Below are 25,234 nucleotides of genomic sequence, written 5' to 3'. Positions count from 1 at the left end.
GAAGCTTGGTGTAGACATGAAGAGGTTCACCTTAGCACTCCGTTTTCATAACATTTTTGCTTAGTTAAATGGTTTGAGTGCGTCCGTAATCCGTTCACCTATCATTTTGGCTTTGACGTCACCTTTTTCAACGAGCGCGAACCATTCGTTCGCATCTTTAGTGATTTGCGCTACTTTTTCTTTACCGAGACGGTTTTCAAGCGTGGGTTTCATCGCAACGATGAACAGGTTAGCTTCCATTGCTTTTGCCCGTGCTGTATCGATGTCTTTCTTCTCGATTGCTTCTTGTGTTTCTTCATAAGATTCGTCGACTTTTTCCGTCAACGCTTGTGCGAATAATCCTTCGATTTCTTTGTAAGAAACGTCAGCTGGCTTTGTCTTCGAGAAGTCATAACGTTCTTTTAGTATTTTGACAGTCTCTTCCTCGCCATCCGCTAAAGATTTTTCAACTGCAAGGAGGGAAGCATATCCTTCTGCTTGCCCTACCTGTAATTCTTTTTCGTCCGTCCCGCTTTTGACACCATCCTCGATTTTTTGAGCATAATCGAGTGCAGCCAAGTAGAACGAACGATAAATCGATTTATCCGTCACTTGTTTCGCGACATTGAAGTCACCGATTTTTTTAGTATCAATAGCTTCTTGCTGAGCAGATAGACCAGAAGTAATTGCTTGAGCAATCGCGTCTTCATTTTTGAAATCGTAGCTTACGTCGCACTTTTTCGCTGTCGGGATGAAAACGGTCTTTGCCATTGCTTCGACATCTTTGAGTGCTTCTGTTGCAGCTTCCGGTTTACCCGCAACGAGTGCTTCTTCAGTTTTTGCTTGAGTTGCCTTTTGTAATTGATAGAAATAGGATTGTAGACCTTTATCGACGAGTTGACGTGCGATGTTCTGATCGAGATTCTTCGCTTCAACATCTATTAAAGCGGATTGAATGACTTGGTCGATTTCTGGTGCTACCGTTTTGACACCACCTTTTAGTTTTGCTTCATAACTCGTCTTGACCATCTTCCAATCCATTGCTTGTCCGTCTTTCGCTTTGTCGAGTTCTGCTTTGATCGAGCTGTAGATCGTCAATTCATCTATCAATGTCGTTGCAGCGATTCCAGCATCCGCTGATTTCGTTTCTGTCGACTGCTCTTTTTTCGGTACAGTCGTATCGGTTTCGTTCGAACCGCAGGCAGCTAAGATGCCAGCTAACATAAAGATCGAAGCTAGTTTTATGCGCTTTTTCATAATCGTGACCTCCTACAAAAGTGATAAGAAGTTTCTATCATGTAGTTGTTTTCAGAAATCTGAACGTAAGGAGAATAATTCATATTTTTAATTGAACTTTAAATAAAAAACGGCTTTGGAATAAGAATCCAAAGCCGTCCAAAATCAAAAATCAGAACTGTTCATACAGTTTTGTCAAATACGTATAGACTTCATCCGATGCTTGGAACATCATGACAGAATGTCCGAAGATCGCTGCTGGATTGAAGCCGTGATCCAGATCAATTGTCGATGCGATCGTGACATCACGGTCGCTATCGAGAACGACGCGGAAGTATTTGAACTCTTGGTTGAAATCGTTAATGGCATTAAGAATCGGAAGATCCTCGACACCATCTGGTACGTGTGTCACTGTACGAGCGAACAATTCAACATCTGTCGTCGTCTTACTGAAGACGATCATCATCATCGGTTCTGCTCCAGCAGGTGTTTTTTCTTGTGTCATGAAGAAGACGTGTGTCTCATTCTCACGAGCTTCCATTGGAATGCCTTTTTCGACGAGGAAAGCTTGGAAAGCTTCCAAGTGTTGTTGCTGTTGTGGCGCGATTCCTTGTTCGTTTGTTTCGGGTTGACGATCTTGGTGAATCGGTGTCACTTTATTGTTCTCGTTTGATTCGTTCGAGTTACGTTCCTGGTCCATTGCAAAATCCCCCTTTATATACTATAGATTTAGTTTCAAGCATTTCAGAAGGAAATGCAACTAATGTCCGTTCAGATAGGAAGAAAATACAAAACGAATGGGATATGTCATATCTGTGAAGCCGCAAGCAACTGACTTGAAAATACATACCTAACAGGGTATATTGAGTGGCAGATAGTACTTCAAGGAGGAATCATTTAGATGAAAACGATCATCGTAGGTGGCGTCGCAGGTGGCGCAACGGCAGCGGCACGACTACGCCGGATTGACGAAACGGCAGAAATCATTTTGCTCGAGCGCGGAAAAGAGATCTCGTTCGCGAACTGCGGACTGCCTTACTATATCGGAGATGTCATTAAAGATCGCAATAAATTACTTGTCCAAACGCCAGAGGGGATGCATGCACGATTTAATTTAGACGTCCGTAACTTGTCGGAAGCGATTCGGATCAACCGTGAAGCGAAGACTGTCACGATCCGTAACGTTGACACAGGTGAAGAATACGATGAATCGTACGATCATCTAATTCTTTCTCCAGGTGCAAAACCAATTCGTCCGAACATTAAAGGACTGAGTGATGCAACAAATGTCTTTACGTTACGGAACATTCCGGATACGGACCGGATGCGAGAATACGTCGATACGACACGTCCGGAACGGGCAGTCGTCATCGGTGGAGGATTCATCGGTCTCGAGATGGCAGAAAATCTTGTCGAACGTGGGGCACACGTTACCCTCGTTGAAATGGCAAACCAAGTCATGGCTCCGATCGACCCGGAAATGGCAGCGATCATTCATGAACATCTTCGGGCAAAAGGCGTCGAGCTGATTCTAGAAGATGGCGTCGCTCGTTTTGAAGAAGCAGGTCGTCGTGTCGTCTTGACAAGTGGACGCGTGATTGAGACAGAGATGAACATCTTATCAATCGGTGTCGCACCGGAGAGCACGCTCGCAGCAGATGCTGGTTTAACGCTTGGAATCAAACAGACGATTCAAGTCGACAATCAACTGCGGACATCCGATCCGTCGATCTTTGCGATTGGTGACGCGATCGAAGTTAAAGATTTTATCACGAAGGAAGCGACACATGTACCGCTCGCATGGCCGGCGAACCGTCAAGGGCGCCTCGTCGCCGACATCATTGCCGGGCGCGATGTCCGGTACAGTGGAACGCTCGGTACAGCAGTAGCGAAAGTCTTCGATTTGACAGTCGCTTCTACCGGTAACAACGAAAAACGATTGCGTCAGCTCGGTATGCGTTATGAAGCGATTCACCTCCATCCGGGATCCCATGCGGGTTACTACCCAGGAGCGAGTCCCATTTCGATGAAGCTGTTATTTGATCCAATTGAAGGAACGATTTATGGTGCACAGGCAATCGGTATGACAGGTGTCGAGAAACGAATTGATGTCCTCGCGACAGCGATTAAAGGCGGCTTGACAGTGCTTGATTTACCAGATCTTGAACTATCATATGCACCACCGTATAGTTCAGCAAAAGATCCGGTTAACATGGCAGGATATATCGCGTCAAATATCGTCTTAGGTGACAGTACGAACGTTCATTGGCACGAAATCGATGCAATCGTCGCAAACGGTGGTTTGTTACTCGATGTCCGTGAACCATCGGAAAACGAGTTAGGTGCGATTCCGGGATCGGTCAACATCTCGTTACCGACGTTACGTGAGAAGTTAGATGATCTGCCGAAAGATCAAACGATCTATGTAACATGCCAAGTCGGATTACGTGGATATGTTGCGAGTCAATTGTTGCAACAACACGGTTATGATGTCAAAAACTTAAGCGGCGGCTACAAAACATGGTCGGTCGTGCATCGAGATCAAAAAGCACGAAGCCAAGCGGAGGAGGAGACAGCTGTGACGGTAACGAAACGTGAACCAACAACGAAGGCTGCACCGGCACAAGTGATGTTGCTCGATACGTGCGGCTTACAGTGCCCGGGTCCAATTTTAGAGTTAAAAACAAAAATCGATCAGATGACGGATGGCGAGCAAATTTTTGTCAAAGCGTCGGATCCGGGATTCTTACCGGACGTTCAAGCATGGGCGAAAAAACTAGGACACACGGTCCATTCAGCGGAGATGAATCAAGGGGTCGTTGAGGTCTTGCTTGAAAAAGGGCAAGGGGAGACACTTGCTGCAACACCGGTTCAAGTTAATCCGGCAGATGATGCGACGATGGTCGTCTTTAGTGGTGATCTTGATAAAGCACTTGCGTCCTTTGTCATCGCACAAGGTGCACAAGCAATGGGGAAGCAAGTGACGATGTTCTTTACGTTCTGGGGCTTGAACATCATTCGAAAACCGGATGCTCCTGCCGTCGAGAAAGCCGGTATTGAGCGGATGATGGGGATGATGATGCCGAAACACGCCGGGGAACTGCCACTCTCGAACATGAATATGGCAGGTGCTGGTCAAAAAATGATGAAAAAAGTCATGAAGGATAAACAAGTCGATGCGCTCGAGACGATGATGGCAAAAGCGCAAGCGGCGGGTGTCCGCATGATTGCCTGCACGATGTCGATGGATATCATGGGCATTAAGAAAGAAGAACTCCTCGACGGCATTGATTACGGTGGTGTCGCGAGTTATCTCGGCGCAACAGATGGTGCTAACCTGAATCTGTTCATCTAATAAAAGAATTAACTATGTGAACGTGTTAAACCTGACATCTGATGTGAGGTTTAACACGTTTTTTATGTTCTGAGTTATAAGTGAGTTTGATTTTTCAAAAAAAATTGCGTATGATAAATCACATGTGAAAAAAACTTACATACAAATAGAGAGAAAAGATGGATGAAAGTGAGGAGTTTTGATGGAAAAGGAATTAATGAGGTTAGTGAATAGAGTCAGTGATTTGTTATGGACAAATGTATTGATCACACTTCTAGTCGTGTTAGGCATTTATTTTACACTTCGAATGCGGTTCGTTCAATTCCGGATGATTCCGGAGATGGTTCGCTTATTGTTCCAAGGAACAGATGATGGAAAAGACGGTGTCTCTCCATTTCAAGCATTCGCAATCAGTACGGCAGCGCGTGTTGGTACCGGAAACATCGCGGGTGTAGCGGCTGCAATTGCACTAGGTGGTCCAGGAGCAGTTTTTTGGATGTGGTTGATTGCCTTAATTGGATCGGCATCAGCATTCGTTGAAAGTACACTTGCTCAGATTTATAAGGTACGTGACGGAAAAGAATGGCGTGGTGGTCCAGCCTATTACATGGAAAAAGCGCTTGGACAACGGTGGTTAGGAATCGTCTTTAGTGTTCTGATCACGATCTCATTTGGTTTTGTCTTCAACTCTGTCCAATCGAATACGATTTCCTTGTCACTGCAAAGTCAATATGGTGTGGATAAGATGTGGATTACGGTCGGATTGGTCGTCTTGACGGCACTGATCATTTTTGGTGGTGTTCGTAGTATTGCGACAGTCGCTTCGTTCATGGTTCCAATCATGGCAGGTGGTTATATCCTGATTGCCCTGTATATCATGGTGACGAATCTTGAAGTATTACCGAACGTCTTTAAATTGATTTTCCAAGAAGGGTTATTCGAGTTTAAGACGTTAGCAGGGGGAGCAATCGGGGCGGCCGTTCTGAATGGTATTCGTCGCGGTTTGTTCTCGAACGAGGCCGGTATGGGTTCGGCACCGAACGCAGCAGCAACGGCTGAAGTCTCCCACCCGGTCAAACAAGGCTTGATTCAATCATTCGCGGTCTTCGTTGATACGTTGATGGTCTGTTCGGCGACAGCGATGATTGTTCTCGTCAGTGGTGTTCCGACAAAAGATGCGAATGGAGATGCCTTAGCCGGTATTGATTTAGCGCAAGGGGCACTTGCGTCGCAAGTTGGATCATTTGCGACAGGATTCATGGCACTCGCCATCTTCCTCTTTGCCTTTAGTTCCGTCGTCGGAAACTACTACTACGGTGAATCGAACATCAACTTCATCCGTGAAAATAAACAAGTCATGATGGCATACCGCGTACTCGTCCTCGTCATGATCGTCTTCGGTTCACTTGTCGAGTCGGCTAGTCTCGTGTGGGCTTTAGCGGACATCTTCATGGGACTAATGGCGATCGTCAATCTGTATGCGATTTTCCGTCTCGCAAAAATTGCGAAGCTTGCCCTCGATGATTATGTGACACAACGAAAAGCAGGGAAAGAGCCGCGTTTCTATGCGGATTCAATTCCGAACTTGCCAGGGAAAGATACGCTTGAAGCATGGCAGGAATCAAAAGAAGACGAAAAAGCAATCTAAGGAAAAGGGAGTCAGAGAAATCTGGCTCTTTTTTTGTATAGAACGAATTTAAAAAGGGAATACAGAGTACAGAAGGGAGGGGGAGAATGGAAAACGTACATTTCGTCCGCGTCACGGATGCGGTCTGGGAGTCGTTCGGAAACGATCCCCACATCATCATGGACTGGATATTATTCATTCATGAGACACAACCCGACCATGAACAATTGTTTGCCCTCGAACAAACGAATGCCATCTACCATTTGATGAATCAAATCGATATCTATATTGATCAGGACACGCACTATAATCTAGGGCGAGCGATCATTGGTGAAGAGTTGATCGTCAATGAGGAAAAAGCGGCAATCGTCGGTATTCTTCCTTTACCGCTTTTGATCATTTCCGCTGAAGTGATGCGAAACTTCGATCAACGGGCACTCGCTTCGATTCATGATGAAGCTGGAATACCGGGCGAATTCGAATATGTCTGGGAGCAGTTCGCCGATCTGCGTGCCTATTTTCAAAAGGCAGAAGAAGCGGAAGATACGATTTTAATTTATTACGTATGACTAGTACCATCTATAAAAAAGAGACCTGCTTCCAAGTCGTCGACTGGAAACGGGTCTCTTGTCGTTCATCTAAATCAAGATGACTTCACATGGAAATCACTCTTTTTACAATAACTTTTAGATTAAAAATCGATTTCGTCTGGATCCGGTCCGAGGCGGACATCCGTTGCTAGACGATCAATTTTCTCAAGATCATCGGCATCGAGTTGGAAATCAAAGACGTCGAAGTTTTCTGCAATGCGTTCTGGTGTGACGGATTTTGGAAGAGCAACGATACCGTTGTCGAGGTGCCAGCGCAAGACGACTTGTGAAGGTGTCTTACCATGCTTCTCTGCGATTTCCTTGAAATCGTTGATTTCGAGGAATTTCCCTTGCATGAGTGGACTCCATGCTTCGACTTGGATGTTGTGATCTTGCAAGTATTCGTGCAGTTCGTGTTGCGGCAATTGTGGATGCAATTCGACTTGGTTGATCATTGGTGCCATCAAGCCCTCTTCTGCCAATGTATCGAGGTGATGTTCCTTGAAGTTCGAGACACCGATCGCTTTGATCTTGCCTGCTTCATAAAGTTCAACCATTGCTTTCCACGCTTCGATATAGCCTTCGACTGGCCAGTGGATCAGGTAGAGGTCAAGGTAGTCTGTTTCGAGACGTTCGAGCGATTCTGCGAATGCTTCCTTCGTCCGACCGGCACGAATATCATCGTTCCAGACTTTCGACGTTAAGAAGAGATCCTCACGTTTCACGCCGCTTTCTTTGATTCCTTTTGCGACACCGCGCTCGTTTTTATAGACAGCAGCTGTATCGATATGACGATAGCCGACACGTAGTGCTTCAGCAACAGCAGCGGGTGCTTCTGTTTCTTCGTCTACTTGCCAGACACCGAATCCGATTTGGGGAATCGTAATACCGTTTGAAAGTTTTGCGTATTGCATGTGTTACTCCTCCTCATAAAACGTAGTTTAGATTTGCTCGTTTAGTTTAGCACGAACGAACGAAACCGTCCGTTTCCATGCTCATGGAGGAATAGAATGGGTTAAAATAAAAGAGAATTCATCACATCTGACCGTATGTCAGAAAGAGGGGGAGAAAGGATGGCTCAAAAGAATAAAAAGCTATCAAAGGGAGCTTGGCTTAGTATTAGTGCCTTGTTGGTCACGCAAGCAGTTAGCCTATTTTTCAGTGCACGAAAATCAGGACGTAACCCGTGGGTATGGGGAGGCGCGGGACTCCTTCAGTTTCCACTTCCAGCAATCGCGTATTTGATTTTAGAACGACAAGCGAAGCAGAAAAAATAATGAAACAGGTCCGATCACCATGATCGGACCTGTCGTTGGTTAAGAAGAGATTTTTTCCTGTTGAGCAACTGATTTTTTCGGACGTGGGAAACCAAAGATGATGGCAATCGATCCACAGACGAAGAGCAGGAACGGATAGAACAGATACGGAATCAGTTCTGGTGAAGCTGTCTTCGTCAACTCTGCTGCGATCAGCAGTTGTGCCCCATACGGAATGATGCCTTGAATACCACAAGAGAAGATATCAAGAATACTCGCTGATTTCTTGCGGTCGATTTCATACGTATCAGCGATTTCAGCCGCGAGTGGTCCAGCGACGAGAATCGAGATCGTATTGTTCGCCGTTGCGAGGTTCGTCGCACTGACGAGTGCTGCCATACTGAATTCAGCACCGCGACGCTGTGAAATCTTGCGCGTCAACGTCTCTTTCAAGTAGGCGATTCCGCCATTGAACGTGATCAAACTGACGAGACCACCCATGAGGAGTGTCAAGATGGAAATCTCTGCCATGCCCATCATTCCTTCAGACATCGAAAGGACGAACCCACTTAAGCCAAAGCTACCGTCGATCATACCGATGATTCCAGTGAGCAATGTGCCACCGACGAGAACAAGAATGACATTGACACCAAATAGTGCAAGGACGATGACGGCGAGATACGGAATTAATTTGTAGAACTCGAATGCTTTAGCTGCTGCCGCATCGCCAGAACCAGAAACGAACGCGAGTAAGATGACCGTTAAGACGGCAGCCGGGAGAACGATCATGAAGTTCGTCCGGAATTTATCGCGCATGTTCGTTTTTTGTGTCCGAACGGCAGCGATTGTCGTATCCGAGATGAACGACAAGTTATCACCGAACATCGAACCACCAACGACTGACGCTGCTGCGATCGCAACGTTGATACCTGTTGCTTCATGAATACCGAAGGCGATTGGAGCAAGTGCGGCAATCGTTCCTGTCGAGGTACCCATTGCCATCGAGATGAATGCTGCGATAACAAATATCCCACTCATCAGGAGTGAAGGAGGTAAGAACGTCAAAGCAGCATTGACAGTTGCTTCGATTGCGCCGATCGCTTCCGCTGTTCCAGAGAACGCACCGGCTAATAAGAAAATGAAGACCATGATCATGATATCAGGATTTCCGGCACCGGTTGCGATACGTTCGACCGTTTGATTGATCGATCCTTTCGTCATGATTGCAGCAAAGATCAACGCGATCAAAGCGGCGATCAGAATCGGAAATTTGTAAAAATCGTCATAGAAGATACCGGCTCCGATGAAGAGGACCAGGAACACGACGAGCGGAAGAAGTGCCCATTTGTTAGGCGTAATCGTTTCTTTCATTGTTGATACCTCGTTTCTCAAAGATACAAAAAAAGACCCCTTCGCAAGAAAGAAGGAGGTCTTTATGAAATAAAGACGCTCTTCTTATCTCTCAAGCTTTCGCTTGCTGGATTTGGCACAGTACGAATCAAATCGTCCGCTGCCGAAACATCATTGGGCCAGTCCCTCCGTTTCTCGCGATAAAAAGAAGTCATTCAATTGTTGTAAAACACGTTTCTTACCGTACCGCATTGAGTAACGCGTGTCAACTGTACTTTACTGAAGTGCCTGTTCTAACGTCTGGACGTTTTCTTCCATCAACTTAAAATACGAGCTGTTTTGCTGCGATTTCGTCACCGACTCGAGGTTATGGATCGTCACGGATTTAGCTCCGATTTCTTTTTGGATGACACGCGCAACCTTTGGTGAAACCGTTTCTTCGAACGCGACGTATTTCAAATCATGCATCCGCGCTTCTTTCACTAAAGCAGCCAGTTGCTTTTGTGAGGGTTCATCGGAAGGGGAAATTCCGGCGATTGGAAGCTGCGTGAAACCATATCGTTCGGCGAGGTAACCGTAAGCTGCATGTGTGACGAGAAGTTCTTTTTTTGATCCGTCAGCGACGGCTTGCTTGAACTCTTTATCGAGTGCGTCAGCCTGCTGAGCGAACGCTTTCAAGTTTTTTTCGAATGTTGCTTTGTCTTTTGGTACTTCTTTTGATAAGGCGACTGTGATAGAACGTGCCATTGCTTTGGCGTTGACAGGATCAAGCCAGACGTGTGGATCGTATTTTCCATGATCGTGTTCTTCCTCTTCGTGCGCATGTTCATCAGTTGCGTGATCATCGTGCCCTGCTTCTTCGTGCGCATGCTCATCTTCTGTATGTCCCTCTTCTTCATGTGCGTGAAGCGTAGCATCCGATTCCAGCAAAGTGACATCCTTACTCGTCTCGACGAACCGGACGTCCGTGCCTTTTAGACTCTCTTGGATTTTTTTTGAATAGGGTTCAAGTGTCGTACCTGTCAAAAGGAAAAGGTCACCTTTGGCAATCTCAGTGAGTTGCTTTGACGTCGGTTCATAGGAGTGCGGATCTGCTCCAGGTGGGACGATCATCTTGACGTTGACTTGATTACCACCGATTTCACGGGCAATGGCAGCTGTTGCGAACGTCGATGTATAGATTTCCGTCTTTTTATCATCTGAAGTCGATGAATCGGTGTTTGATCCACAAGCTGCGAGGATACTTGCGCTCGCGAATGCGACCGTTAAAGCAGGAATGATTTTTTTCATTATATGTTACCTCCGTTATTAAAACGTAATTATTCCGATTTGGACTTTTTCACTATAGCGGAACGTTTGAGAAGCGTCAAGTACGAATACCGAGACGTTCGACTTCTTTTAAAACGGGGTAAAAGGATAATAAAATGAAGGAATTGATACGTCTTTTGGAGGTGATCAAGTGAAACGTGAAACTGCATGGCTAATGGGGGGAGCTGCACTACTAACGACGGCAGCTGCGGGAGCAAGTATCTGGAACAATTACGGTGCATTACTTCGGTGGACTGAACCCGCCTTGCCAATCACAGAAAAACAACTCGCACCGCGGACACTCACTTACAAACAAGTGGGAGACCGTACCTTACAACTCGATCTCTATTATCCGCCGGGGGAAGGACCGTTTCCAGTCGCGATCTACGCGCACGGTGGCGCATTCGTTCGTGGAGAGCGCGAGGATCTGTTCTGTTTTAGCCCGATCGTTGATCGCCTGCTTGAACTTGGGGTTGCTGTTTGTAGTATCGATTATCGTCTGTTTGAAGAAGGCAGTTATTTTCCGGATAATCTCGAAGATGTACGGGATGCCTTATGCTTTTTGAACAAAGAAGCAGAAGATCTTCGCATTTTAAGAGGACGGATGATGGTATGGGGAGACTCAGCCGGAGCTGCACTCATGCTGACGACGGCACTTGCCCCATCTGCTTTCGTTGGTGAGCGCGATGAACGACACATGCCATTGATCAGTGGTGTCATTGCCTTATATCCACCGACGAATTTTTTATTGTTTACTTTCATTCAGACCTGGATCGCTCACATTAAGTTTTATAAAGGTGGACGGGAAGAATGGCGCAAGCTCATGACTCACGTTTCACCTGTGACGCATCTCTCGTCAGACGCCCCACCGATCATGCTCCTGCATGGCAAAAAAGATCCAATCGTTCCGTTTTCCCAAGCTCTTCACTTCGTTGAAAAAGGAGCCGATGTCGGAGCTGATGTCCGTTTGTTTTCTTTTCCGAACGGTACCCACTCACTTGCTAGTTTTGCACAGACAGAAAATCCATTGAAAATTGAACGACTGCTCGAACGAATTGAACGCTTCACTTGTCAGGTGTTGTTATTGCCACCGCGACAACTTCCCGATGAAAAACATGATACAATCAGTCATATTTCTTGAATGAAGGAGACAGAGACATGACTGAAATTTGTTTAGTGCGACATGGTCAGACGGATTGGAACTTAAATGAACGAATCCAAGGAAGAGAAGATATCCCGTTGAATGCAACAGGAAAAAGACAAGCGGAACTCAGCGCCGCTTATCTAGCCAATGAAAAGTGGGATGTCTTGCTAGCAAGCCCGTTGTCTCGCGCTGTTGAGACAGCAGAAATCATCGGACGTGCGGTCGGATTGACGATCACAGCGACCGATGACCGACTCGTTGAGCGTGAATTTGGTGCTGCTTCCGGTGAACCGGTTGCGTCGATTTATGAAGCTGTTCAAGCGAACGATACGAAACGTGTTCCGGGTCTTGAAACGGAACAAGCGATTCAGGATCGCGTATTCGAAGCATTACAGGAAGTGACACGAACGTATGAGGGGAAACGAATCTTAATCGTCTGTCACTCGCATACGATCAAAGCAGCCTTATCGTCGATTGATGAGACATTCAGTTACCGGACACCTTTGAAAAATGCATGTGCGAATTATATCCAATATACGGACCACTATACGATTGATCGAATCAATGTAGCGGATCACATCACGGACGAAGTCGAAAAACCTTAAGAAATCGGTGTTTCTGGATGTTCTGCTAGATACTGTTTAAATGTTTCTTTAGCGATACTCGTGATATGTGCACCGCGTTTTGAACGACGATCCTTGTATTCTTGGACGAGTTCCTCACCAGCGAATCCATCCTCGACGACTTCACGTAAGATCGATTCGGATAAATCATTCTTCATCATGACCATCTTACCAGTGAAGACATAGGAGACGTGTTCGCTTAAGGCAGTCCGTTCAAGAGGCGTGACGATCATCGCGGCAGGGTCATTATCGGGTCGTGAGATCGTGATTTCAATCAAAGCACGTAAATGTTTTGTGAACAATTCATCGACGATCGGCTGATCGCTCGAAGGAACGACGATTTCTGCGACCCATTGTGCCGTTTGTTCGGTACTGACCGTTAGTCCGTCTTGAATGGCGACGGGAATCGTCGTATCACGTCCTGACTCGTCCATTAAAATGCGCAATGTGCATAATTTAAAGGTTTTCATGAAAAAATGCCCTCCCTTGATCGCTTACGATTTTTCTACAGTATACCGTGAGGAATGTGGGACGGGAAACTTTTCCTGACGAAATTCGTGTGAACTATGTTTAAATAAGACTAGATATTACTAACAGGAGGATCGTTCATTATGCCGCAAGTACTCATTGGAATATTAGGAATCCTGGGTATTGTCTTACTTGCCCACCATATCATCATGTATTGGCATGCTGAACCGACAGACCGCCCGACGCTTGCATATCGCATTGCGCTCCTGATTGCCTGTTTGCTACTCATTAGTGGAAGTGATCATTTAATCAGTATTTTTTACGCGGATTCCTTAGCAGAATTCGGTCAACGCATAACGTATATCGTCTTCATCGGAGGTGCGCTTGGTTTCGCGTGGTACTTTCGTAAGAAGATGGAACAAGCGCCAACAGAAATGACACCTGTCGGAAACGAAGCAGGATTAACATGAGAAAAGCGCCGTTCATCCTGAGGGAGGAAGAACGGCGCTTGTTTGTGCGTCTTATTTTAAACCACTCGCGAGTCGTGTTTCCCGAATCATGTCGAGTTTGAGTTTCCAGAGACGGTCACTGAATGTGACGGCATAAATCTCTGGCAAACGGAGACGTTTGTACTCCTCCCAAAGACGACCAATCTGCGTTTCATGGAAGTGACGGATCTCTTCGATCGTTGGAACTGTATAGATTAACTCTCCATCTTTGAAGATCGGTTCAAGCAAGCGTTCGACCTTGAACTGCTCCACACGGTTACGGAACGATGGGTCCCGGACGTCGATGAGATCGACGGCTTCCAGTGTCGATGGATCCTCATCCATCAACGTCACGTAATCCCCTTTAAACTTATCCGTCACCGGATCGATGATGCGATAGACTTCCTTGATGTGTGGTGTCGTCGTCTTGGCTTTTGACGAGGACACTTTGATGACAGGCGTGAGTTCGCCGTCTACTTCACGTGCGACCAGTTTATAGACCATTCCGAGAGCGGGTTGCTCGTAAGCTGTAATACCACGTGTTCCGACGAGGAACGTATTCGCTTGGGCGCCTTGGATGCGCAAATCTTGGATGACGTACTCATCGAGATCCCCTGACAAGACGATGTCGACTTCTGGGAAGCCGGCTTCGTCAAGCATGTTACGAGCACGTTTCGACAAATAAGATAAGTCACCAGAATCGATTCGGATTCCGCGCAGTTTATGTCCTTTGGCTTGGAGTTCCTTTGCGACCGTAATGGCATTCGGCAGACCACTCTTGAGTGTGTCATACGTATCGACGAGTAACGTCGATTGATCCGGATAGTGAGAAGCAAATGTCCGGAATGCTGTTAGTTCATCATCATGGAATTGAATGTCGGCATGTTCCATCGTTCCGCCACATGGGATTCCGAAATCGCGTCCTGCTGAAGCAAGACTTGTGACGTCAAAACCAGCGAGGTACGAAGCACGCGTTCCGAAGTAAGCAGCATCGATGCCTTGCGCACGTCGGGCACCGGCTTCAAGAAACTTCGCACGGGGTGCCGATTGACGAATGCGTGCGTATTTCGTCGCGATGAGTGATTCATGGTTCGCGATGTTCAAAATCGCGGTCTGTAAGAGTTTCGCTTCAAAAATTCGTGCCTCGATCCGAATCAATGGTTCGTTCGGGAAGACGATCTCACCTTCTTTGACACTGGAAATCGAACCGTTGAACTTGAATTGACGCAGTTCATCCTTGAATTCATCTGGGAAGCCGATCATCTCTTGCAAGTACGTGATGTCTTCTTCCGTGAAACGGAGTGTTTGAATGTACTCGATGATGTTCTCAAGACCCGCAAAGACGACATACCCTCCTGCAAACGGATTCGAACGGTAGTAGACATCGAAGACGGCACGTTCATTGTGACGTCCTTCTTTCCAGTAGATATACATCCACCGTGGTAAGTATAGATCGGTATGGAGTGCAAGATTACGTTGTAACATAACGGACAAATCCCTTCTTATTCGCCGACGACTTCTGCGCCGATCGATTGTTTAAAGTGTGTAAGCGCCCAGTCGTGACCCGTCGCGTTAAAGCTTGCGACCGCATCGGCATGGACGACGATATGATATCCGAGATTGTAGGCATCAACAGCTGTATGAAGGACACAGATGTCCGTACAGACGCCAACGAGGTGGACTTCGCGGATACCACGTTCACGCAAGCGTAAATCAAGGTCCGTCCCGGCGAACGCACTGTAACGCGTCTTATCAATGACGTGATCAGCGACACGTGCCATGGCTGCGACTTTCCCAAACAAATCACGTCCATGTGTTCCGCGAATATTATGCGGCGGGAAAAGGACAGTTTCCGGATGGAACGTATCACCTTCCTCATGAATATCGTTGGCAATGACGACGTAGTCCTCTGTTGAAAATTCCTCCATCAATGTAGCGATCCGGTCTTCAATCGCCTGTCCTGGTTTTCCACAAGTCAGCTTCCCTTCGTCAGCAACGAAGTCGATCGTGTAATCAATGACAATCAGAGCGCGCATGTGCGTGAGCCCCTTTCGGTTTTGAATTAGTGTTCTCTTTCACATTGTACTCTATCTCACATAGAAGGCGAAAGGAAGAAATCGGATACAAACAGGTATAGAGAAGTAATAGAATGGGGTATAAAGTATAGGACGAAAATGATAGTAGAGGAGGAGAAAGGGATGGCTAGGTTGAATGAGTATGAAGTGGAAGAGCGTCTTGAACGATTGCAGGATTGGAGTATCGTCGATGATGAAATCGTCCGAACGTATACACTTCCATCGTTTCCTGCTGCACTGGATTTCGTACAGGAAGTCGGGAGTATCGCCGAAAACTTGAATCATCATCCACGGATCGTGATTGACTATAAAAACGTCACACTTGCGGCGACGACTCATGATGAAAACGGATTGACGGAAAAAGACTTTCAACTTGCGGAGGCCTGTGATGCCATCTAAACTTTCGATCACATTCGGTAGCGGTTCGTTTGTTGAACAAATTCGTTCTCGGGACGCTCACATTCGTGTTGCTAGCGGAAGCGGTGACGCTATCCTCTGGATAGAGACGGACTCGAAATCACCTTTTCAAAGTGGCAATACCTACACGTTGCTCGAATCACGTGGAAATTTTTCGGATGAAGGCAGTCTCTTCTACTGGTCGATTCCGGCAGATCAAAATAGCGGAGATTTATTCGTACATCAAGTGATGTCGAATCCAAAAGTCATTGGAGCAGAATATGGTGGCTTCCAGGCTTTTCGGATTGGACGTGTCGAGAAGGGGACGGATCTCGTCTTATTGATTCAGTTCCATGAGACAAGCGACGGGGCTCGTTATGCAAAATCAGTTGAACGTCTCACGGTAGACCAGTATGCTGAAGAGGCAGGGAAGTCGTTCGCGCCTTCTCCCGTCATGAAACGGTATCAAATCGTACCACCAACAAATGAGTGAGATGCAGGGGGACTAACAGATGAAGAAGAACTATTTTGTCGTAGCAACACTTGGTGGCGCACTTGTCGGCGCTACTTTATCACTACTGCATAAAGATACGCGTCAAGCGCAGTTCACGGCAGTGAAACGAACATTCAGTGGCGCAGGAACACAATTGTCTGCTGTCAAACAAGATCCGAAAGGACGCTTTGAGGAATTAAAAGCACTTTATACGGATAATCAGGAGACGATCCATAACTTGATTGATGATGTGAAGGACTTGGCAGAAGTTCTACGCAAATAATCAAAAAAAGGACTTACGCATGTAGCGTAGTCCTTTTTTTGTATGCTGGTTTACAGGTAACGGAAGAATAATCCGAGTACAGCAAAGGCGATGATGACATAGAAGAAGATACGACCCAACTGCCCAGAACCGCTTACGAAGACAGGACCACCACTTGTCCGACGACCCGTTTGGAACGGACGTGTGAATGGCACGGCGCGGTTGCCGAAGACGAATCCGAAAAGGAATCCGAGGACGAAACCGTACAAGTGACCGAAGACAGCGACGTTCGATCCAAGTAACGTAAAGACTGCCGTGACTGCAGTGAAGATATACACAAGCCGTGTATCGTCTGCCATGATGACCGTCCGTTTGAAGCGACTCAAGTAGACATAAAAACCAAGCAGACCAAGAATGGCACCGGATGCTCCAGCTTGTCCATAGAACGGTTCATTGATTTTCGTGAAGTACGTCAAAACGTTCGCAAGCGTACCGACGAGCAAATAAAAGGCAGCAAATCGAGTATGCCCGATCATCCGCTCGAGTGGTGGAGCAAAGATGACAAGGGCAAACGTATTGAACGCAATGTGCCAAAAATCATAATGCAAGAACGTGGCCGTGACGACACGCCACCATTCACCTTGTCCGATTAAGAGATTGATTGCTGCGCCTGCACTTAAGGGAGAGAACGTCAGATTAAGGAGTCCACCTAACTGTTCGATGACAAACAGGGCGACTTGGATTAAAATGAACAACGAAACGACCGGATAAGAACGTGTGAACGTTTGTAGGTTTTCCGTTCGACTAAACATGACAACACCTCGCTTCATCTTCATTCTATATGAAGATGGCGAAGAATAGAACTGTGGAGGCGTCTCGGATGATTTATGGAATTGGGATCGATTTAGTCGAACTAAATCGAATCGAGCAAACGCTCGAGCGACAGCCACGTTTTGCAGGAAGAATTTTGACGCAGGCAGAGCAAGAACGATTTCAATCGCTTTCAGGACACCGGCAAATTGAGTACCTGGCAGGTCGCTTCGCCGCAAAGGAAGCGTTCGTTAAAGCATTTGGAACCGGTGTCGGAAAAGAGGTTTCCTGGCAGGACGTCGAAGTTTTAAACGATGAGACCGGACGACCGATCATGAGCGGACCATTCAATGGCGTCATCCATGTCTCGATTACACATTCAGAGCACTACGCGTCTGCGCAAGTCTTATTAGAGAAGAGGGATTAGGATGTATCGACCAACTTGGATTGAAATCGATCGGGAAGCGATCGCACACAATATACGCGAAATTAAAACACGAATGGGCGAGCAACAGGTGATGGCAGTCGTCAAGGCAGACGGCTATGGTCACGGTGCAGTGACAGTCGCTGAGATTGCCCTTGAAAATGGAGCTGACTTACTCGCTGTTGCGCTCCTTGAAGAAGCGATTGAGTTGCGAGAAGCGGGTATCCAAGCGCCGATCCTGATGCTTGAAGCTTTACTGCCGGAGCATGCGCCAGTCGCTTCGAATTACGATGTCGCCGTTCCTGTCTTTTCAGCCGGTTGGCTCCAAGAAGCGAAACGGCATCTGACGGAAATCGATCATCTCCGTTTGCATATCAAGGTCGATACCGGGATGGGGCGACTCGGACTGCAGCATGTCGATGAGTTGAAGCATATTTTGGTTGAGTGTAATGATGATCTTGTCGAACTCGAAGGCATCTATACGCATTTCGCAACCGCTGACGAGCTGAACAGTCGATTGTTCGAACGTCAGCTCGAGACATTTTTATCCTATGTCGCGCTAGTACCGGACATTCGATACGTACATTGTGCTAATTCAGCGGCAGCGATTCGCTTAGCGGGACAAGCGCCGTTTAACGTCGTTCGGGTCGGTATCGCGTTATATGGGGCGATGCCGTCGGATGAGATGGCAGGACATTATGAATTTTTAAAACCAGCGTTTTCACTGAAAAGTCGTCTGATGCAGGTCAAACAAGTCGAACCGGGTCAGACGATCAGTTACGGAGCGACTTATACGGCACCGACAGATGAATGGATCGGTACCGTTCCGATTGGTTATGCAGATGGTTGGTCACGCAAGTTTCAGGGCTATTCTCTGATTGTAGACGGTCTACCGTGCGAAATCGTCGGTCGTGTCTGTATGGATCGCTTGATGATTCGTTTACCGCGAGAATATCCGATTGGAACGGAAGTCATCTTGATTGGAGAAGGGGCACCAATCGAGGAAGCGGCCCATTGGCTCGGGACGATCAACTATGAAGTTCTCTGTCAATTCTCGAAACGTGTTCCGCGTCAGTGATTCGCATAAGACATCAATAAGATGGCAAAAATATGTTATTTGTTTGAATTTTGATTGTATTTTCTGAATTCGACTGATATATTGAAGTAGAAAGTGAGTCGTTCGTTAAGGTTTCAGTGAATCTGGAGGTGCCATTATCTTGGTCCAACAACGGGAAATGCAGTTTGTTGAGCGAAATGTAGCGAAGGAGACGATTGGGATGAAGTCGAATCATACGACCGAAGAACGCAAGCGTCAGCTACGTGAGGAATTGAAGCGTGGTTACGAAGAAATGGCAGCAATCAATTTATCGATCGTAGGCGAAATGTTCCAGATTGAAACGGAGGCGGAGTTCTCACTCCTACGTCAAGTAAGCGGGGTGTAAGCTTTGATAGTCAAACGTGGCGACGTGTTTTATGCAAATTTGTCACCTGTGGTCGGATCGGAACAAGGGGGAGTTCGTCCCGTGCTTGTTCTACAAAATGATATTGGTAACCGATTCAGCCCGACAGTCATCGTGGCTGCGATCACGGCACAGATCGACAAAGCCAAACTACCGACCCATGTGGAAGTATATCGAGAGCGACACGGATTAGAACGTGATTCGGTCATCTTACTTGAGCAAATCCGTACAATTGATAAACGCCGTCTAACGGATAAAGTCACACATCTAGATCCGGACACGATGATGAAAGTAAATAGTGCCGTCGCAATCAGCTTAGGCTTGGTTGATTTTTAGGCACTTACATAGAAGCGCAACACAAGAAGAGTCGATACTAGCGTATACGACTTTTTTTGACCTCTTTTTTTAAAAATGGGTTTCAAAGTTTTCTTTACGGGGAAACATACCCAAGTGACCTTTTTATAAAGGGAAGAGGTAGGATGAATAGCAAGACCACATAGACAGATTTTCCTTGAGGAGGAACTTGAAGATGGATTTAACAATTAAAACAGAGCAGCTAGACGGTCAGACGCATCTTTATATCGCAGGTGAGATTGATACGTATACGGCACCAAAGCTTCGCCAAGAATTAGTCCCGGCAGTCGAAACGAATGATGTCATCGTGCACTTGGATGAAGTTCATTATATGGATTCAACCGGTCTCGGTGTGTTCGTCGGTGCCCTCAAAGCAGCGAAAAAGAACGGAACATCGTTCACGCTCGTTGGCGTCTCTGAACGTATCCGTCGTCTATTCGAGATCACAGGTCTTTCAAGCATCATTACAATTGATAGTGGTGTACGAGGTGGAACGCAATGAAGAACGAACAACTGAACATGACATTACCGGCCAAACCGGAATATGTAGCCATCGCTCGTTTGACGGTTTCAGGCGTCGCGAACCGAATGGGGTATACGTACGATGACATCGAAGATATCAAAATCGCTGTCTCAGAAGCATGTGCGAACGCTGTTCAACATGCGTACGAAGGAAAAGAAGATGGTAGCATCGCCTTGACATGCAACGTCTATCCAGATGATCGTCTTGAGATCATCGTTAAAGATAACGGCATTACGTTCGATAAAGATGAGGTTAAACGCCAAAGTGAGCCGATTACGGACGCACACGATCTCGATTCCTTGCATGAAGGAGGACTTGGTATCTTGATGATCGAAGCATTGATGGATCAAGTAACGATCGAGAAAGCGAACGGCGTCACTGTCCATATGACAAAATATATGAATAGAGATGAGGTGGGTCAAAGTGCCAGCAAAGTCTCAACAACGCCATCACAGTGATGATGAAGTACTTCGACTGATTGATTTGTATCAGCAGGACGACCAAGATGAGGAAGTGCATGCGGCATTACTCGAGCGTTATTCAGACTTGGTAGAAGCTTTGGCCCGAAAGTTTTCGCGTGGTCGACCGATTCATGATGATCTCGTTCAGGTCGGTATGATTGGGTTACTCGCGGCGCTTCGTCGATTCGATAAGGAGTTTGGTCGCAGTTTTGAATCGTTTGCTGTTCCGACGATCATCGGAGAAATCAAACGTTTCATCCGCGATAAGACATGGAGCGTCCACGTTCCACGTCGCATTAAGGAACTCGGTCCGAAAATTAAGAAGGCAGTCGAGGAATTGACGACGGAGCTACAACGCTCTCCGCGCATCGATGAGATTGCTGCTCGCCTTGAAGTATCAGAAGAGGAAGTCCTTGAAACACTCGAGATGGGTAAGAGTTATCAAGCTCTCTCCGTCGATAGCTCGATTGAGGCAGATCAGGAAGGTAGTACCGTTACCTTGCTCGACCTCGTTGGTAATCAAGAGAATGGCTATGACTCTGTCGATCAGCGTCTGATTCTTGAAAAGGCATTTGCTGTCTTGACGGACCGCGAGCGTTCTATCCTCGAATGTGCCTATTATCGCAATATGAGTCAAAAAGAAACGGGAGAACTACTCGGCATTTCACAAATGCATGTGTCCCGTCTCCAACGACGTGCTTTGCAGAAGTTACGTGAAGCGATTAAAGTTGAACCAAATGAAGTATTCTCAAAAGACTGACCTCGTGTCAGTCTTTTTTCTTTTCCATGCATTCTTCGGTATAATGAATGAGAGGTGAAGCAGATGGAAAAGAGAATCGCAAGTGAATTGAATGTACGTCCTGCTCAAGTGAAGGCAGTCTTACAATTGACGGAAGAAGGCGGTACGATTCCGTTCATCGCCCGCTACCGGAAAGAACAGACTGGAGAACTCGATGAGGTCGCGATTAAAGCGATCCTCGATCGACATAAACAATTAACACAACTTGAAAGTAGACGAAGTGACGTCCTTGAAAAAATCGAGGAACAAGGTGTACTAACGCCGGAACTCCGTCGAACGCTTGAAGAAGCGACGACCTTACAACAAGTCGAAGATATTTACTTACCGTTTCGACCAAAACGTCGGACGAAGGCGGAAATTGCACGGGAAGCAGGGCTTGCGCCACTTGCTGACTGGTTACGCGACAAGTCTGCCTATGATGAAGCGACATTTCAGCGTTTGAGCGGTACACTCGATTCAGAAGAAGCACTTGCCGGAGCTCAATCAATCATCGCTGAGGAGTGGGGCGAACAAGCGACGGTGCGTGAGTTCATACGCAAGCAAATACGTCGTTCAGCAGAAATCGTCACGAAACAGAAAAAGGACGCAGTCGATGAAAAAGGTGTCTTTGCACAGTACTATGCTTACAACGAACGGATTCAACAGATTGTTCCGCACCGGATTCTTGCGATCAACCGTGCTGAGTCGTTGAAAATCGTCTCGGTGAAGGTCGTATTAGAGGAACAGCAGGTTTTACCAACGTTACTTCGTTCATATGCACAACTGGCGCCAAAGAAACGTGACATCGTCGAAGCGGCAATCACAACGGGGTATAAAAAATCCGTTTTTCCTGCTATCGAACGAGAAATTCGGAACGAACTGACTGAGAAAGCAGAACTTCAGGCGATTGATGTCTTCGGTAAGAACCTCCGTCAACTCTACATGCAGCCACCGATGAAAGGGAAAGTCATGCTTGGTCTTGATCCGGCTTATCGGACGGGGTGTAAGTGGGCGGTCATCGATCCGACGGGTGAGATGAAGGAAGTCGGTGTCATCTACGTGACGATGTCAGAGCAAAAAGCGAAAGAAGCGCGCCAAACCCTTTCAAAGCTCGTCGACACGTATGGTATTGAATTGATTGCGATTGGCAATGGGACGGCTTCGCGGGAAACAGAAGCATTCGTTGCGGATTGGATGAAGGGGCAGAAAGATATTGCCTTTACGATCGTCGACGAGGCAGGGGCAAGTATTTATTCCGCTTCAGAGATTGCCCGAACGGAGTTTCCGGAGCTTCAAGTCGAACAACGATCCGCAATTTCGATCGCACGTCGCTTGCAGGATCCACTGGCAGAACTCGTCAAAGTCGATCCGCAATCGGTTGGTGTCGGTCAATATCAACATGATGTCTCGCAAACGAAATTGAAGGAGACGCTTGATTTTGTCGTCGAAACGGTCGTCAACCAGGTCGGAGTTGATGTCAATACAGCGTCAGAACCGCTTTTGAGTTACGTCGCAGGAATCACGAAAGCGACGGCGAAAAAAATCGTCGAACGTCGCTCGGAACTTGGAACGTTCAAGACGCGTCAGGAATTATTGAAAGTCCCTCGTCTTGGTGCAAAAGCTTATGAACAGGCAGCTGGATTCCTCCGGATCTTAGATGGAACGCATCCGCTCGACCGGACGCCAATCCATCCGGAACAGTACAAAACAGTCGAAAGGTTATTCAAGACACTAGGTTTAACGCTCGATCAAGTCGGAACGGATGCACTCCGGGAACAATTGTCCACATTGGCATTACCGGAGATGGCACAGACGCTCGAGATCGGAGAGCCAACGTTACGTGACATCATCGAGGCGTTACAACGTCCGGGACGTGACCCGCGAGAAGCACTCGATAAACCGTTACTTCGCCAAGATGTTCTATCGATGGATATGATTCAAGTCGGGATGGAATTCCAAGGGACGATCCGTAATGTTCTTGATTTTGGTGCGTTCGTTGATATCGGGGTGAAAGAGAATGGATTGATCCATATTTCGAAGCTCAGTCGTAAGCGTGTCAAACATCCACTTGATGTTGTCGCTGTCGGGGATATCGTGACGGTATGGGTGACGAATGTTGAACCGGAGCGAGGACGCATTGGTTTGACGCTGGTTCCGCCGAAATGACGAATGAACAATTACAACGATACGTCGAGCAACTTTCGCTCGACGTATTTTCCTTATCGTTTCGACATGAAGCTTATTTTAACCCACGCCTAAAGACGACAGGTGGTCGCTACTTCTTAGGCGATCATCACTTAGACTTCAATAAACGATACATCGATGACATGAAAGTCTTCCGCGGAATTGTGATTCATGAACTGTGTCACTATCATTTACATCTAGCAGGAATGGGACACCGCCATCAAGATCAAGACTTTAAAGAATGGTTAGAGCGCTACGGTGGGCTTCGATACAGTCCGAGAAGACAAGAAGACGAAAAAAAATCCTATCTTTATGAATGTGAGAAATGCAGTACATTATATAGAAGGAAAAGACGCATGAATACGGAAAAGTATCGATGTGGTCGTTGTCGCGGAAAGATTTTTTACAAAAGTAGTTGACGTTCATTTCGGAGCATGATAAATTATAGAAGTCGTCAAAACGACAGCAACTAAACAACTTATCGTCGCTAAAAACTTTTTTAAAAAAGCATTGACGGAAAGAAAAAAAGTTGCTACTATATAAAAGTGTTCCGAATAGAACGTAACGTTCCGCAATAGCTCAGTGGTAGAGCAACCGGCTGTTAACCGGTAGGTCGTAGGTTCAAATCCTACTTGCGGAGCCATTCTTTTGGAGATGTACCCAAGTGGCTATAAGGGGCGCCCCTGCTAAGGGTGTAGGCCGGGAAACTGGTGCGAGGGTTCGAATCCCTCCATCTCCGCCAGACCTCTTATGTGAAAATGTTTCTTGAGAATAATTATTAATTACAAAATGGCCCGTTGGTCAAGCGGTTAAGACACCGCCCTTTCACGGCGGTAACACGGGTTCGAATCCCGTACGGGTCACCATATGGAGGATTAGCTCAGCTGGGAGAGCACCTGCCTTACAAGCAGGGGGTCGGCGGTTCGATCCCGTCATCCTCCACCATTTCTTTTTAAAGAGTTGTTTACAACTTCAAGTTGCGGTCCTGTGGTGTAGCGGTTAACATGCCTGCCTGTCACGCAGGAGATCGCGGGTTCGAATCCCGTCAGGACCGCCATTTTTGGGCTGTAGCCAAGTGGTAAGGCACTGGATTTTGATTCCAGCACGCGAAGGTTCGATCCCTTCCAGCCCAGTTTATATGTGTCATTAGCTCAGTTGGTAGAGCATCTGACTTTTAATCAGAGGGTCGCAGGTTCGAATCCTGCATGACACACCATTTTTAATTTCATATTTGCGGTCGTGGCGGAATCGGTAGACGCGCTAGGTTGAGGGCCTAGTGGTGGCAACATCGTGGAGGTTCAAGTCCTCTCGACCGCACCATATCGCACCCTTAGCTCAGCTGGATAGAGTACTTGACTACGAATCAAGGGGTCGGGAGTTCGAATCTCTCAGGGTGCACCATATTTTGTTTGCTTTGACGGGCCTATAGCTCAGCTGGTTAGAGCGCACGCCTGATAAGCGTGAGGTCGGTGGTTCGAGTCCACTTAGGCCCACCATTTTCAAAACAAACAATGACGAACTTTGAAAACTGAACGATGAGGCAAAAATCGTATTCTACGGAATACAAAAACGAATGAAGCGCAAGCTTCGTCAATCGTGACTTCGGTCACA

General features: G+C 46.8%; 28 protein-coding genes, 10 tRNA genes and 1 riboswitch. Of the genes, 29 read left to right on the top strand and 9 right to left on the bottom strand.

All coding sequences use genetic code 11. The features are described 5' to 3' along the window. Nucleotides 1-60 precede the first annotated feature (60 nt). Both B3S86_RS12870 and B3S86_RS12865 read right to left on the bottom strand, forming a co-directional pair. Nucleotides 61-1,236 carry a hypothetical protein gene (locus B3S86_RS12870; RefSeq protein WP_290753417.1) on the bottom strand — a complete coding sequence of 392 codons (1,176 nt, stop codon included), beginning with the start codon at nt 1,234-1,236 and terminating at the stop codon, nt 61-63. Nucleotides 1,237-1,387: 151 nt separating this feature from the next. Further along, entirely contained in the window at nt 1,388-1,915 is a 528-nt protein-coding gene (locus B3S86_RS12865; protein WP_023469644.1) for a YbjN domain-containing protein, read from the bottom strand. Nucleotides 1,916-2,116: 201 nt separating this feature from the next. On the opposite strand from B3S86_RS12865, the gene B3S86_RS12860 reads away from it, so the two are divergent. The 3 genes from B3S86_RS12860 (at nt 2,117) to B3S86_RS12850 (ending at nt 6,745) form a co-directional block, all read left to right on the top strand. Continuing rightward, nucleotides 2,117-4,570, top strand: a complete 2,454-nt coding sequence (locus B3S86_RS12860) for a CoA-disulfide reductase (protein WP_290753413.1) — start codon at nt 2,117-2,119, stop codon at nt 4,568-4,570. Between the two features lie 181 nt (nt 4,571-4,751). After that, nucleotides 4,752-6,197 carry an alanine/glycine:cation symporter family protein gene (locus tag B3S86_RS12855; RefSeq protein ID WP_290753410.1) on the top strand — a complete coding sequence of 482 codons (1,446 nt, stop codon included), beginning with the start codon at nt 4,752-4,754 and terminating at the stop codon, nt 6,195-6,197. Nucleotides 6,198-6,283: 86 nt separating this feature from the next. Continuing rightward, the gene (locus B3S86_RS12850; RefSeq protein ID WP_214856632.1) at nt 6,284-6,745 is read left to right on the top strand and encodes a YfbM family protein; all 462 of its coding nucleotides are present in this window, start codon (nt 6,284-6,286) and stop codon (nt 6,743-6,745) included. Nucleotides 6,746-6,867: 122 nt separating this feature from the next. On the opposite strand, the gene B3S86_RS12845 is transcribed toward B3S86_RS12850, so the two are convergent. Then, nucleotides 6,868-7,680, bottom strand: coding sequence for an aldo/keto reductase (locus B3S86_RS12845; RefSeq protein ID WP_050678472.1), 813 nt, complete (start codon nt 7,678-7,680; stop codon nt 6,868-6,870). 159 nt (nt 7,681-7,839) lie between these two features. Between B3S86_RS12845 and B3S86_RS12840 the strand changes: the two genes are divergently transcribed. Further along, nucleotides 7,840-8,043: a hypothetical protein gene (locus B3S86_RS12840; RefSeq protein WP_035412176.1), complete on the top strand. Its 204-nt coding sequence runs from the start codon at nt 7,840-7,842 to the stop codon at nt 8,041-8,043. Between the two features lie 39 nt (nt 8,044-8,082). Here B3S86_RS12840 and B3S86_RS12835 read toward each other — a convergent pair whose 3' ends face one another. Together B3S86_RS12835 and B3S86_RS12830 are read right to left on the bottom strand one after the other, a co-directional pair. Further along, the gene (locus B3S86_RS12835) at nt 8,083-9,393 is read right to left on the bottom strand and encodes a Na+/H+ antiporter NhaC family protein (protein ID WP_290753404.1); all 1,311 of its coding nucleotides are present in this window, start codon (nt 9,391-9,393) and stop codon (nt 8,083-8,085) included. A gap of 81 nt (nt 9,394-9,474) precedes the next feature. Beyond that, nucleotides 9,475-9,579: riboswitch (SAM riboswitch) on the bottom strand. A 69-nt stretch (nt 9,580-9,648) separates the two neighbouring features. Further along, nucleotides 9,649-10,662, bottom strand: a complete 1,014-nt coding sequence (locus B3S86_RS12830) for a metal ABC transporter solute-binding protein, Zn/Mn family (protein WP_290753401.1) — start codon at nt 10,660-10,662, stop codon at nt 9,649-9,651. A 169-nt stretch (nt 10,663-10,831) separates the two neighbouring features. Here B3S86_RS12830 and B3S86_RS12825 point away from each other — a divergent pair, with 169 nt between their 5' ends. Next, complete coding sequence (locus B3S86_RS12825) at nt 10,832-11,821, top strand: alpha/beta hydrolase (RefSeq protein WP_290753398.1); 990 nt, start codon at nt 10,832-10,834, stop codon at nt 11,819-11,821. 17 nt (nt 11,822-11,838) lie between these two features. Further along, a complete protein-coding gene (locus tag B3S86_RS12820) occupies nt 11,839-12,429 on the top strand; it encodes a histidine phosphatase family protein (RefSeq protein ID WP_035412184.1) in 591 nt (196 codons plus the stop codon). Here the strand turns inward: B3S86_RS12820 and B3S86_RS12815 are convergent. Further along, nucleotides 12,426-12,917 carry a YwpF family protein gene (locus tag B3S86_RS12815; RefSeq protein ID WP_035412187.1) on the bottom strand — a complete coding sequence of 164 codons (492 nt, stop codon included), beginning with the start codon at nt 12,915-12,917 and terminating at the stop codon, nt 12,426-12,428. The two genes, B3S86_RS12820 and B3S86_RS12815, sit on opposite strands and share 4 nt — an antisense overlap. Nucleotides 12,918-13,058: 141 nt before the next feature. On the opposite strand from B3S86_RS12815, the gene B3S86_RS12810 reads away from it, so the two are divergent. Next, nucleotides 13,059-13,385, top strand: a complete 327-nt coding sequence (locus tag B3S86_RS12810; RefSeq protein WP_029342848.1) for a hypothetical protein — start codon at nt 13,059-13,061, stop codon at nt 13,383-13,385. A gap of 51 nt (nt 13,386-13,436) precedes the next feature. Here B3S86_RS12810 and B3S86_RS12805 read toward each other — a convergent pair whose 3' ends face one another. Together B3S86_RS12805 and B3S86_RS12800 are read right to left on the bottom strand one after the other, a co-directional pair. Next, a complete protein-coding gene (locus B3S86_RS12805; protein WP_035412190.1) occupies nt 13,437-14,888 on the bottom strand; it encodes a nicotinate phosphoribosyltransferase in 1,452 nt (483 codons plus the stop codon). Between the two features lie 17 nt (nt 14,889-14,905). Beyond that, nucleotides 14,906-15,439 (bottom strand): cysteine hydrolase family protein, encoded by a 534-nt coding sequence (locus B3S86_RS12800; protein WP_056059910.1) that lies wholly within the window; start codon nt 15,437-15,439, stop codon nt 14,906-14,908. A 162-nt stretch (nt 15,440-15,601) separates the two neighbouring features. Between B3S86_RS12800 and B3S86_RS12795 the strand changes: the two genes are divergently transcribed. Genes B3S86_RS12795 through B3S86_RS12785 form a run of 3 tightly spaced genes read left to right on the top strand, consistent with a single transcriptional unit; the run spans nt 15,602 to nt 16,650 of the window. Then, the gene (locus B3S86_RS12795; protein WP_035412195.1) at nt 15,602-15,877 is read left to right on the top strand and encodes a 4a-hydroxytetrahydrobiopterin dehydratase; all 276 of its coding nucleotides are present in this window, start codon (nt 15,602-15,604) and stop codon (nt 15,875-15,877) included. Beyond that, complete coding sequence (locus B3S86_RS12790) at nt 15,867-16,367, top strand: hypothetical protein (protein WP_035412198.1); 501 nt, start codon at nt 15,867-15,869, stop codon at nt 16,365-16,367. The genes B3S86_RS12795 and B3S86_RS12790 overlap by 11 nt, the downstream gene beginning before the upstream one ends. A gap of 19 nt (nt 16,368-16,386) precedes the next feature. Further along, a complete protein-coding gene (locus B3S86_RS12785; protein WP_035412200.1) occupies nt 16,387-16,650 on the top strand; it encodes a hypothetical protein in 264 nt (87 codons plus the stop codon). A 50-nt stretch (nt 16,651-16,700) separates the two neighbouring features. Here the strand turns inward: B3S86_RS12785 and B3S86_RS12780 are convergent, their stop codons facing one another. Further along, nucleotides 16,701-17,441 carry a rhomboid family intramembrane serine protease gene (locus B3S86_RS12780; RefSeq protein WP_290753384.1) on the bottom strand — a complete coding sequence of 247 codons (741 nt, stop codon included), beginning with the start codon at nt 17,439-17,441 and terminating at the stop codon, nt 16,701-16,703. A gap of 68 nt (nt 17,442-17,509) precedes the next feature. On the opposite strand from B3S86_RS12780, the gene acpS reads away from it, so the two are divergent. The 19 genes from acpS (at nt 17,510) to B3S86_RS12685 (ending at nt 25,119) form a co-directional block, all read left to right on the top strand. Next, nucleotides 17,510-17,866: a holo-ACP synthase gene (gene acpS, locus B3S86_RS12775; RefSeq protein WP_056059916.1), complete on the top strand. Its 357-nt coding sequence runs from the start codon at nt 17,510-17,512 to the stop codon at nt 17,864-17,866. A 1-nt stretch (nt 17,867) separates the two neighbouring features. Continuing rightward, entirely contained in the window at nt 17,868-18,941 is a 1,074-nt protein-coding gene (alr, locus tag B3S86_RS12770) for an alanine racemase (RefSeq protein ID WP_290753381.1), read from the top strand. A gap of 139 nt (nt 18,942-19,080) precedes the next feature. Further along, complete coding sequence (locus tag B3S86_RS12765; RefSeq protein WP_023469624.1) at nt 19,081-19,305, top strand: hypothetical protein; 225 nt, start codon at nt 19,081-19,083, stop codon at nt 19,303-19,305. A 3-nt stretch (nt 19,306-19,308) separates the two neighbouring features. Further along, a complete protein-coding gene (locus tag B3S86_RS12760) occupies nt 19,309-19,659 on the top strand; it encodes a type II toxin-antitoxin system PemK/MazF family toxin (protein WP_023469623.1) in 351 nt (116 codons plus the stop codon). A gap of 193 nt (nt 19,660-19,852) precedes the next feature. After that, nucleotides 19,853-20,179, top strand: a complete 327-nt coding sequence (locus tag B3S86_RS12755) for an STAS domain-containing protein (protein ID WP_029342841.1) — start codon at nt 19,853-19,855, stop codon at nt 20,177-20,179. After that, nucleotides 20,176-20,658, top strand: a complete 483-nt coding sequence (gene rsbW, locus B3S86_RS12750; RefSeq protein ID WP_035412210.1) for an anti-sigma B factor RsbW — start codon at nt 20,176-20,178, stop codon at nt 20,656-20,658. The genes B3S86_RS12755 and rsbW overlap by 4 nt, the downstream gene beginning before the upstream one ends. Then, nucleotides 20,624-21,421, top strand: coding sequence for an RNA polymerase sigma factor SigB (sigB, locus tag B3S86_RS12745; RefSeq protein ID WP_023469620.1), 798 nt, complete (start codon nt 20,624-20,626; stop codon nt 21,419-21,421). Before rsbW ends, sigB begins: the two co-directional genes overlap by 35 nt. A 63-nt stretch (nt 21,422-21,484) precedes the next feature. After that, nucleotides 21,485-23,605, top strand: coding sequence for a Tex family protein (locus B3S86_RS12740; RefSeq protein WP_290753374.1), 2,121 nt, complete (start codon nt 21,485-21,487; stop codon nt 23,603-23,605). Continuing rightward, the gene (locus B3S86_RS12735) at nt 23,602-24,042 is read left to right on the top strand and encodes a SprT family protein (RefSeq protein WP_290753372.1); all 441 of its coding nucleotides are present in this window, start codon (nt 23,602-23,604) and stop codon (nt 24,040-24,042) included. The genes B3S86_RS12740 and B3S86_RS12735 overlap by 4 nt, the downstream gene beginning before the upstream one ends. A gap of 149 nt (nt 24,043-24,191) precedes the next feature. Beyond that, nucleotides 24,192-24,266 (top strand) — tRNA-Asn (locus B3S86_RS12730). A 7-nt stretch (nt 24,267-24,273) separates the two neighbouring features. Further along, nucleotides 24,274-24,365 (top strand) — tRNA-Ser (locus B3S86_RS12725). Between the two features lie 49 nt (nt 24,366-24,414). Next, nucleotides 24,415-24,489, top strand: a tRNA-Glu gene (locus tag B3S86_RS12720). A gap of 3 nt (nt 24,490-24,492) precedes the next feature. Continuing rightward, nucleotides 24,493-24,568 (top strand) — tRNA-Val (locus tag B3S86_RS12715). A gap of 36 nt (nt 24,569-24,604) precedes the next feature. Then, nucleotides 24,605-24,680, top strand: a tRNA-Asp gene (locus B3S86_RS12710). Nucleotides 24,681-24,684: 4 nt separating this feature from the next. Further along, nucleotides 24,685-24,756, top strand: a tRNA-Gln gene (locus B3S86_RS12705). Nucleotides 24,757-24,763: 7 nt separating this feature from the next. Continuing rightward, nucleotides 24,764-24,839, top strand: a tRNA-Lys gene (locus tag B3S86_RS12700). Between the two features lie 17 nt (nt 24,840-24,856). Next, nucleotides 24,857-24,943: transfer RNA gene (locus B3S86_RS12695), tRNA-Leu, on the top strand. Nucleotides 24,944-24,947: 4 nt separating this feature from the next. Next, nucleotides 24,948-25,024, top strand: a tRNA-Arg gene (locus B3S86_RS12690). A gap of 18 nt (nt 25,025-25,042) precedes the next feature. Further along, a tRNA-Ile gene (locus B3S86_RS12685) sits at nt 25,043-25,119 on the top strand. Nucleotides 25,120-25,234 lie beyond the last annotated feature (115 nt).

The sequence above is a fragment of the Exiguobacterium sp. UBA3968 genome, assembly GCF_002385115.1.
Classification (GTDB): Bacteria; Bacillota; Bacilli; order Exiguobacteriales; family Exiguobacteriaceae; genus Exiguobacterium_A.
This window is presented reverse-complemented; position numbering and strand designations above follow the sequence as displayed.

What these genes read in the sequence shown, in the direction of transcription:
- B3S86_RS12735 (WP_290753372.1), top strand. Translation starts at nt 23,602, where the DNA reads ATGACGAATGAACAATTACAACGATACGTCGAGCAACTTTCGCTCGAC.
- B3S86_RS12810 (WP_029342848.1), top strand. Translation starts at nt 13,059, where the DNA reads ATGCCGCAAGTACTCATTGGAATATTAGGAATCCTGGGTATTGTCTTA.
- B3S86_RS12755 (WP_029342841.1), top strand. Translation starts at nt 19,853, where the DNA reads ATGGATTTAACAATTAAAACAGAGCAGCTAGACGGTCAGACGCATCTT.
- acpS (WP_056059916.1), top strand. Translation starts at nt 17,510, where the DNA reads ATGATTTATGGAATTGGGATCGATTTAGTCGAACTAAATCGAATCGAG.
- B3S86_RS12835 (WP_290753404.1), bottom strand. Translation starts at nt 9,393, where the DNA reads ATGAAAGAAACGATTACGCCTAACAAATGGGCACTTCTTCCGCTCGTC.
- B3S86_RS12740 (WP_290753374.1), top strand. Translation starts at nt 21,485, where the DNA reads ATGGAAAAGAGAATCGCAAGTGAATTGAATGTACGTCCTGCTCAAGTG.
- B3S86_RS12830 (WP_290753401.1), bottom strand. Translation starts at nt 10,662, where the DNA reads ATGAAAAAAATCATTCCTGCTTTAACGGTCGCATTCGCGAGCGCAAGT.
- B3S86_RS12850 (WP_214856632.1), top strand. Translation starts at nt 6,284, where the DNA reads ATGGAAAACGTACATTTCGTCCGCGTCACGGATGCGGTCTGGGAGTCG.
- B3S86_RS12820 (WP_035412184.1), top strand. Translation starts at nt 11,839, where the DNA reads ATGACTGAAATTTGTTTAGTGCGACATGGTCAGACGGATTGGAACTTA.
- alr (WP_290753381.1), top strand. Translation starts at nt 17,868, where the DNA reads ATGTATCGACCAACTTGGATTGAAATCGATCGGGAAGCGATCGCACAC.
- B3S86_RS12780 (WP_290753384.1), bottom strand. Translation starts at nt 17,441, where the DNA reads ATGTTTAGTCGAACGGAAAACCTACAAACGTTCACACGTTCTTATCCG.
- rsbW (WP_035412210.1), top strand. Translation starts at nt 20,176, where the DNA reads ATGAAGAACGAACAACTGAACATGACATTACCGGCCAAACCGGAATAT.
- B3S86_RS12800 (WP_056059910.1), bottom strand. Translation starts at nt 15,439, where the DNA reads ATGCGCGCTCTGATTGTCATTGATTACACGATCGACTTCGTTGCTGAC.
- B3S86_RS12845 (WP_050678472.1), bottom strand. Translation starts at nt 7,680, where the DNA reads ATGCAATACGCAAAACTTTCAAACGGTATTACGATTCCCCAAATCGGA.
- B3S86_RS12790 (WP_035412198.1), top strand. Translation starts at nt 15,867, where the DNA reads ATGCCATCTAAACTTTCGATCACATTCGGTAGCGGTTCGTTTGTTGAA.
- B3S86_RS12785 (WP_035412200.1), top strand. Translation starts at nt 16,387, where the DNA reads ATGAAGAAGAACTATTTTGTCGTAGCAACACTTGGTGGCGCACTTGTC.
- B3S86_RS12805 (WP_035412190.1), bottom strand. Translation starts at nt 14,888, where the DNA reads ATGTTACAACGTAATCTTGCACTCCATACCGATCTATACTTACCACGG.
- B3S86_RS12795 (WP_035412195.1), top strand. Translation starts at nt 15,602, where the DNA reads ATGGCTAGGTTGAATGAGTATGAAGTGGAAGAGCGTCTTGAACGATTG.
- B3S86_RS12840 (WP_035412176.1), top strand. Translation starts at nt 7,840, where the DNA reads ATGGCTCAAAAGAATAAAAAGCTATCAAAGGGAGCTTGGCTTAGTATT.
- B3S86_RS12815 (WP_035412187.1), bottom strand. Translation starts at nt 12,917, where the DNA reads ATGAAAACCTTTAAATTATGCACATTGCGCATTTTAATGGACGAGTCA.
- B3S86_RS12855 (WP_290753410.1), top strand. Translation starts at nt 4,752, where the DNA reads ATGGAAAAGGAATTAATGAGGTTAGTGAATAGAGTCAGTGATTTGTTA.
- B3S86_RS12865 (WP_023469644.1), bottom strand. Translation starts at nt 1,915, where the DNA reads ATGGACCAGGAACGTAACTCGAACGAATCAAACGAGAACAATAAAGTG.
- B3S86_RS12860 (WP_290753413.1), top strand. Translation starts at nt 2,117, where the DNA reads ATGAAAACGATCATCGTAGGTGGCGTCGCAGGTGGCGCAACGGCAGCG.
- B3S86_RS12870 (WP_290753417.1), bottom strand. Translation starts at nt 1,236, where the DNA reads ATGAAAAAGCGCATAAAACTAGCTTCGATCTTTATGTTAGCTGGCATC.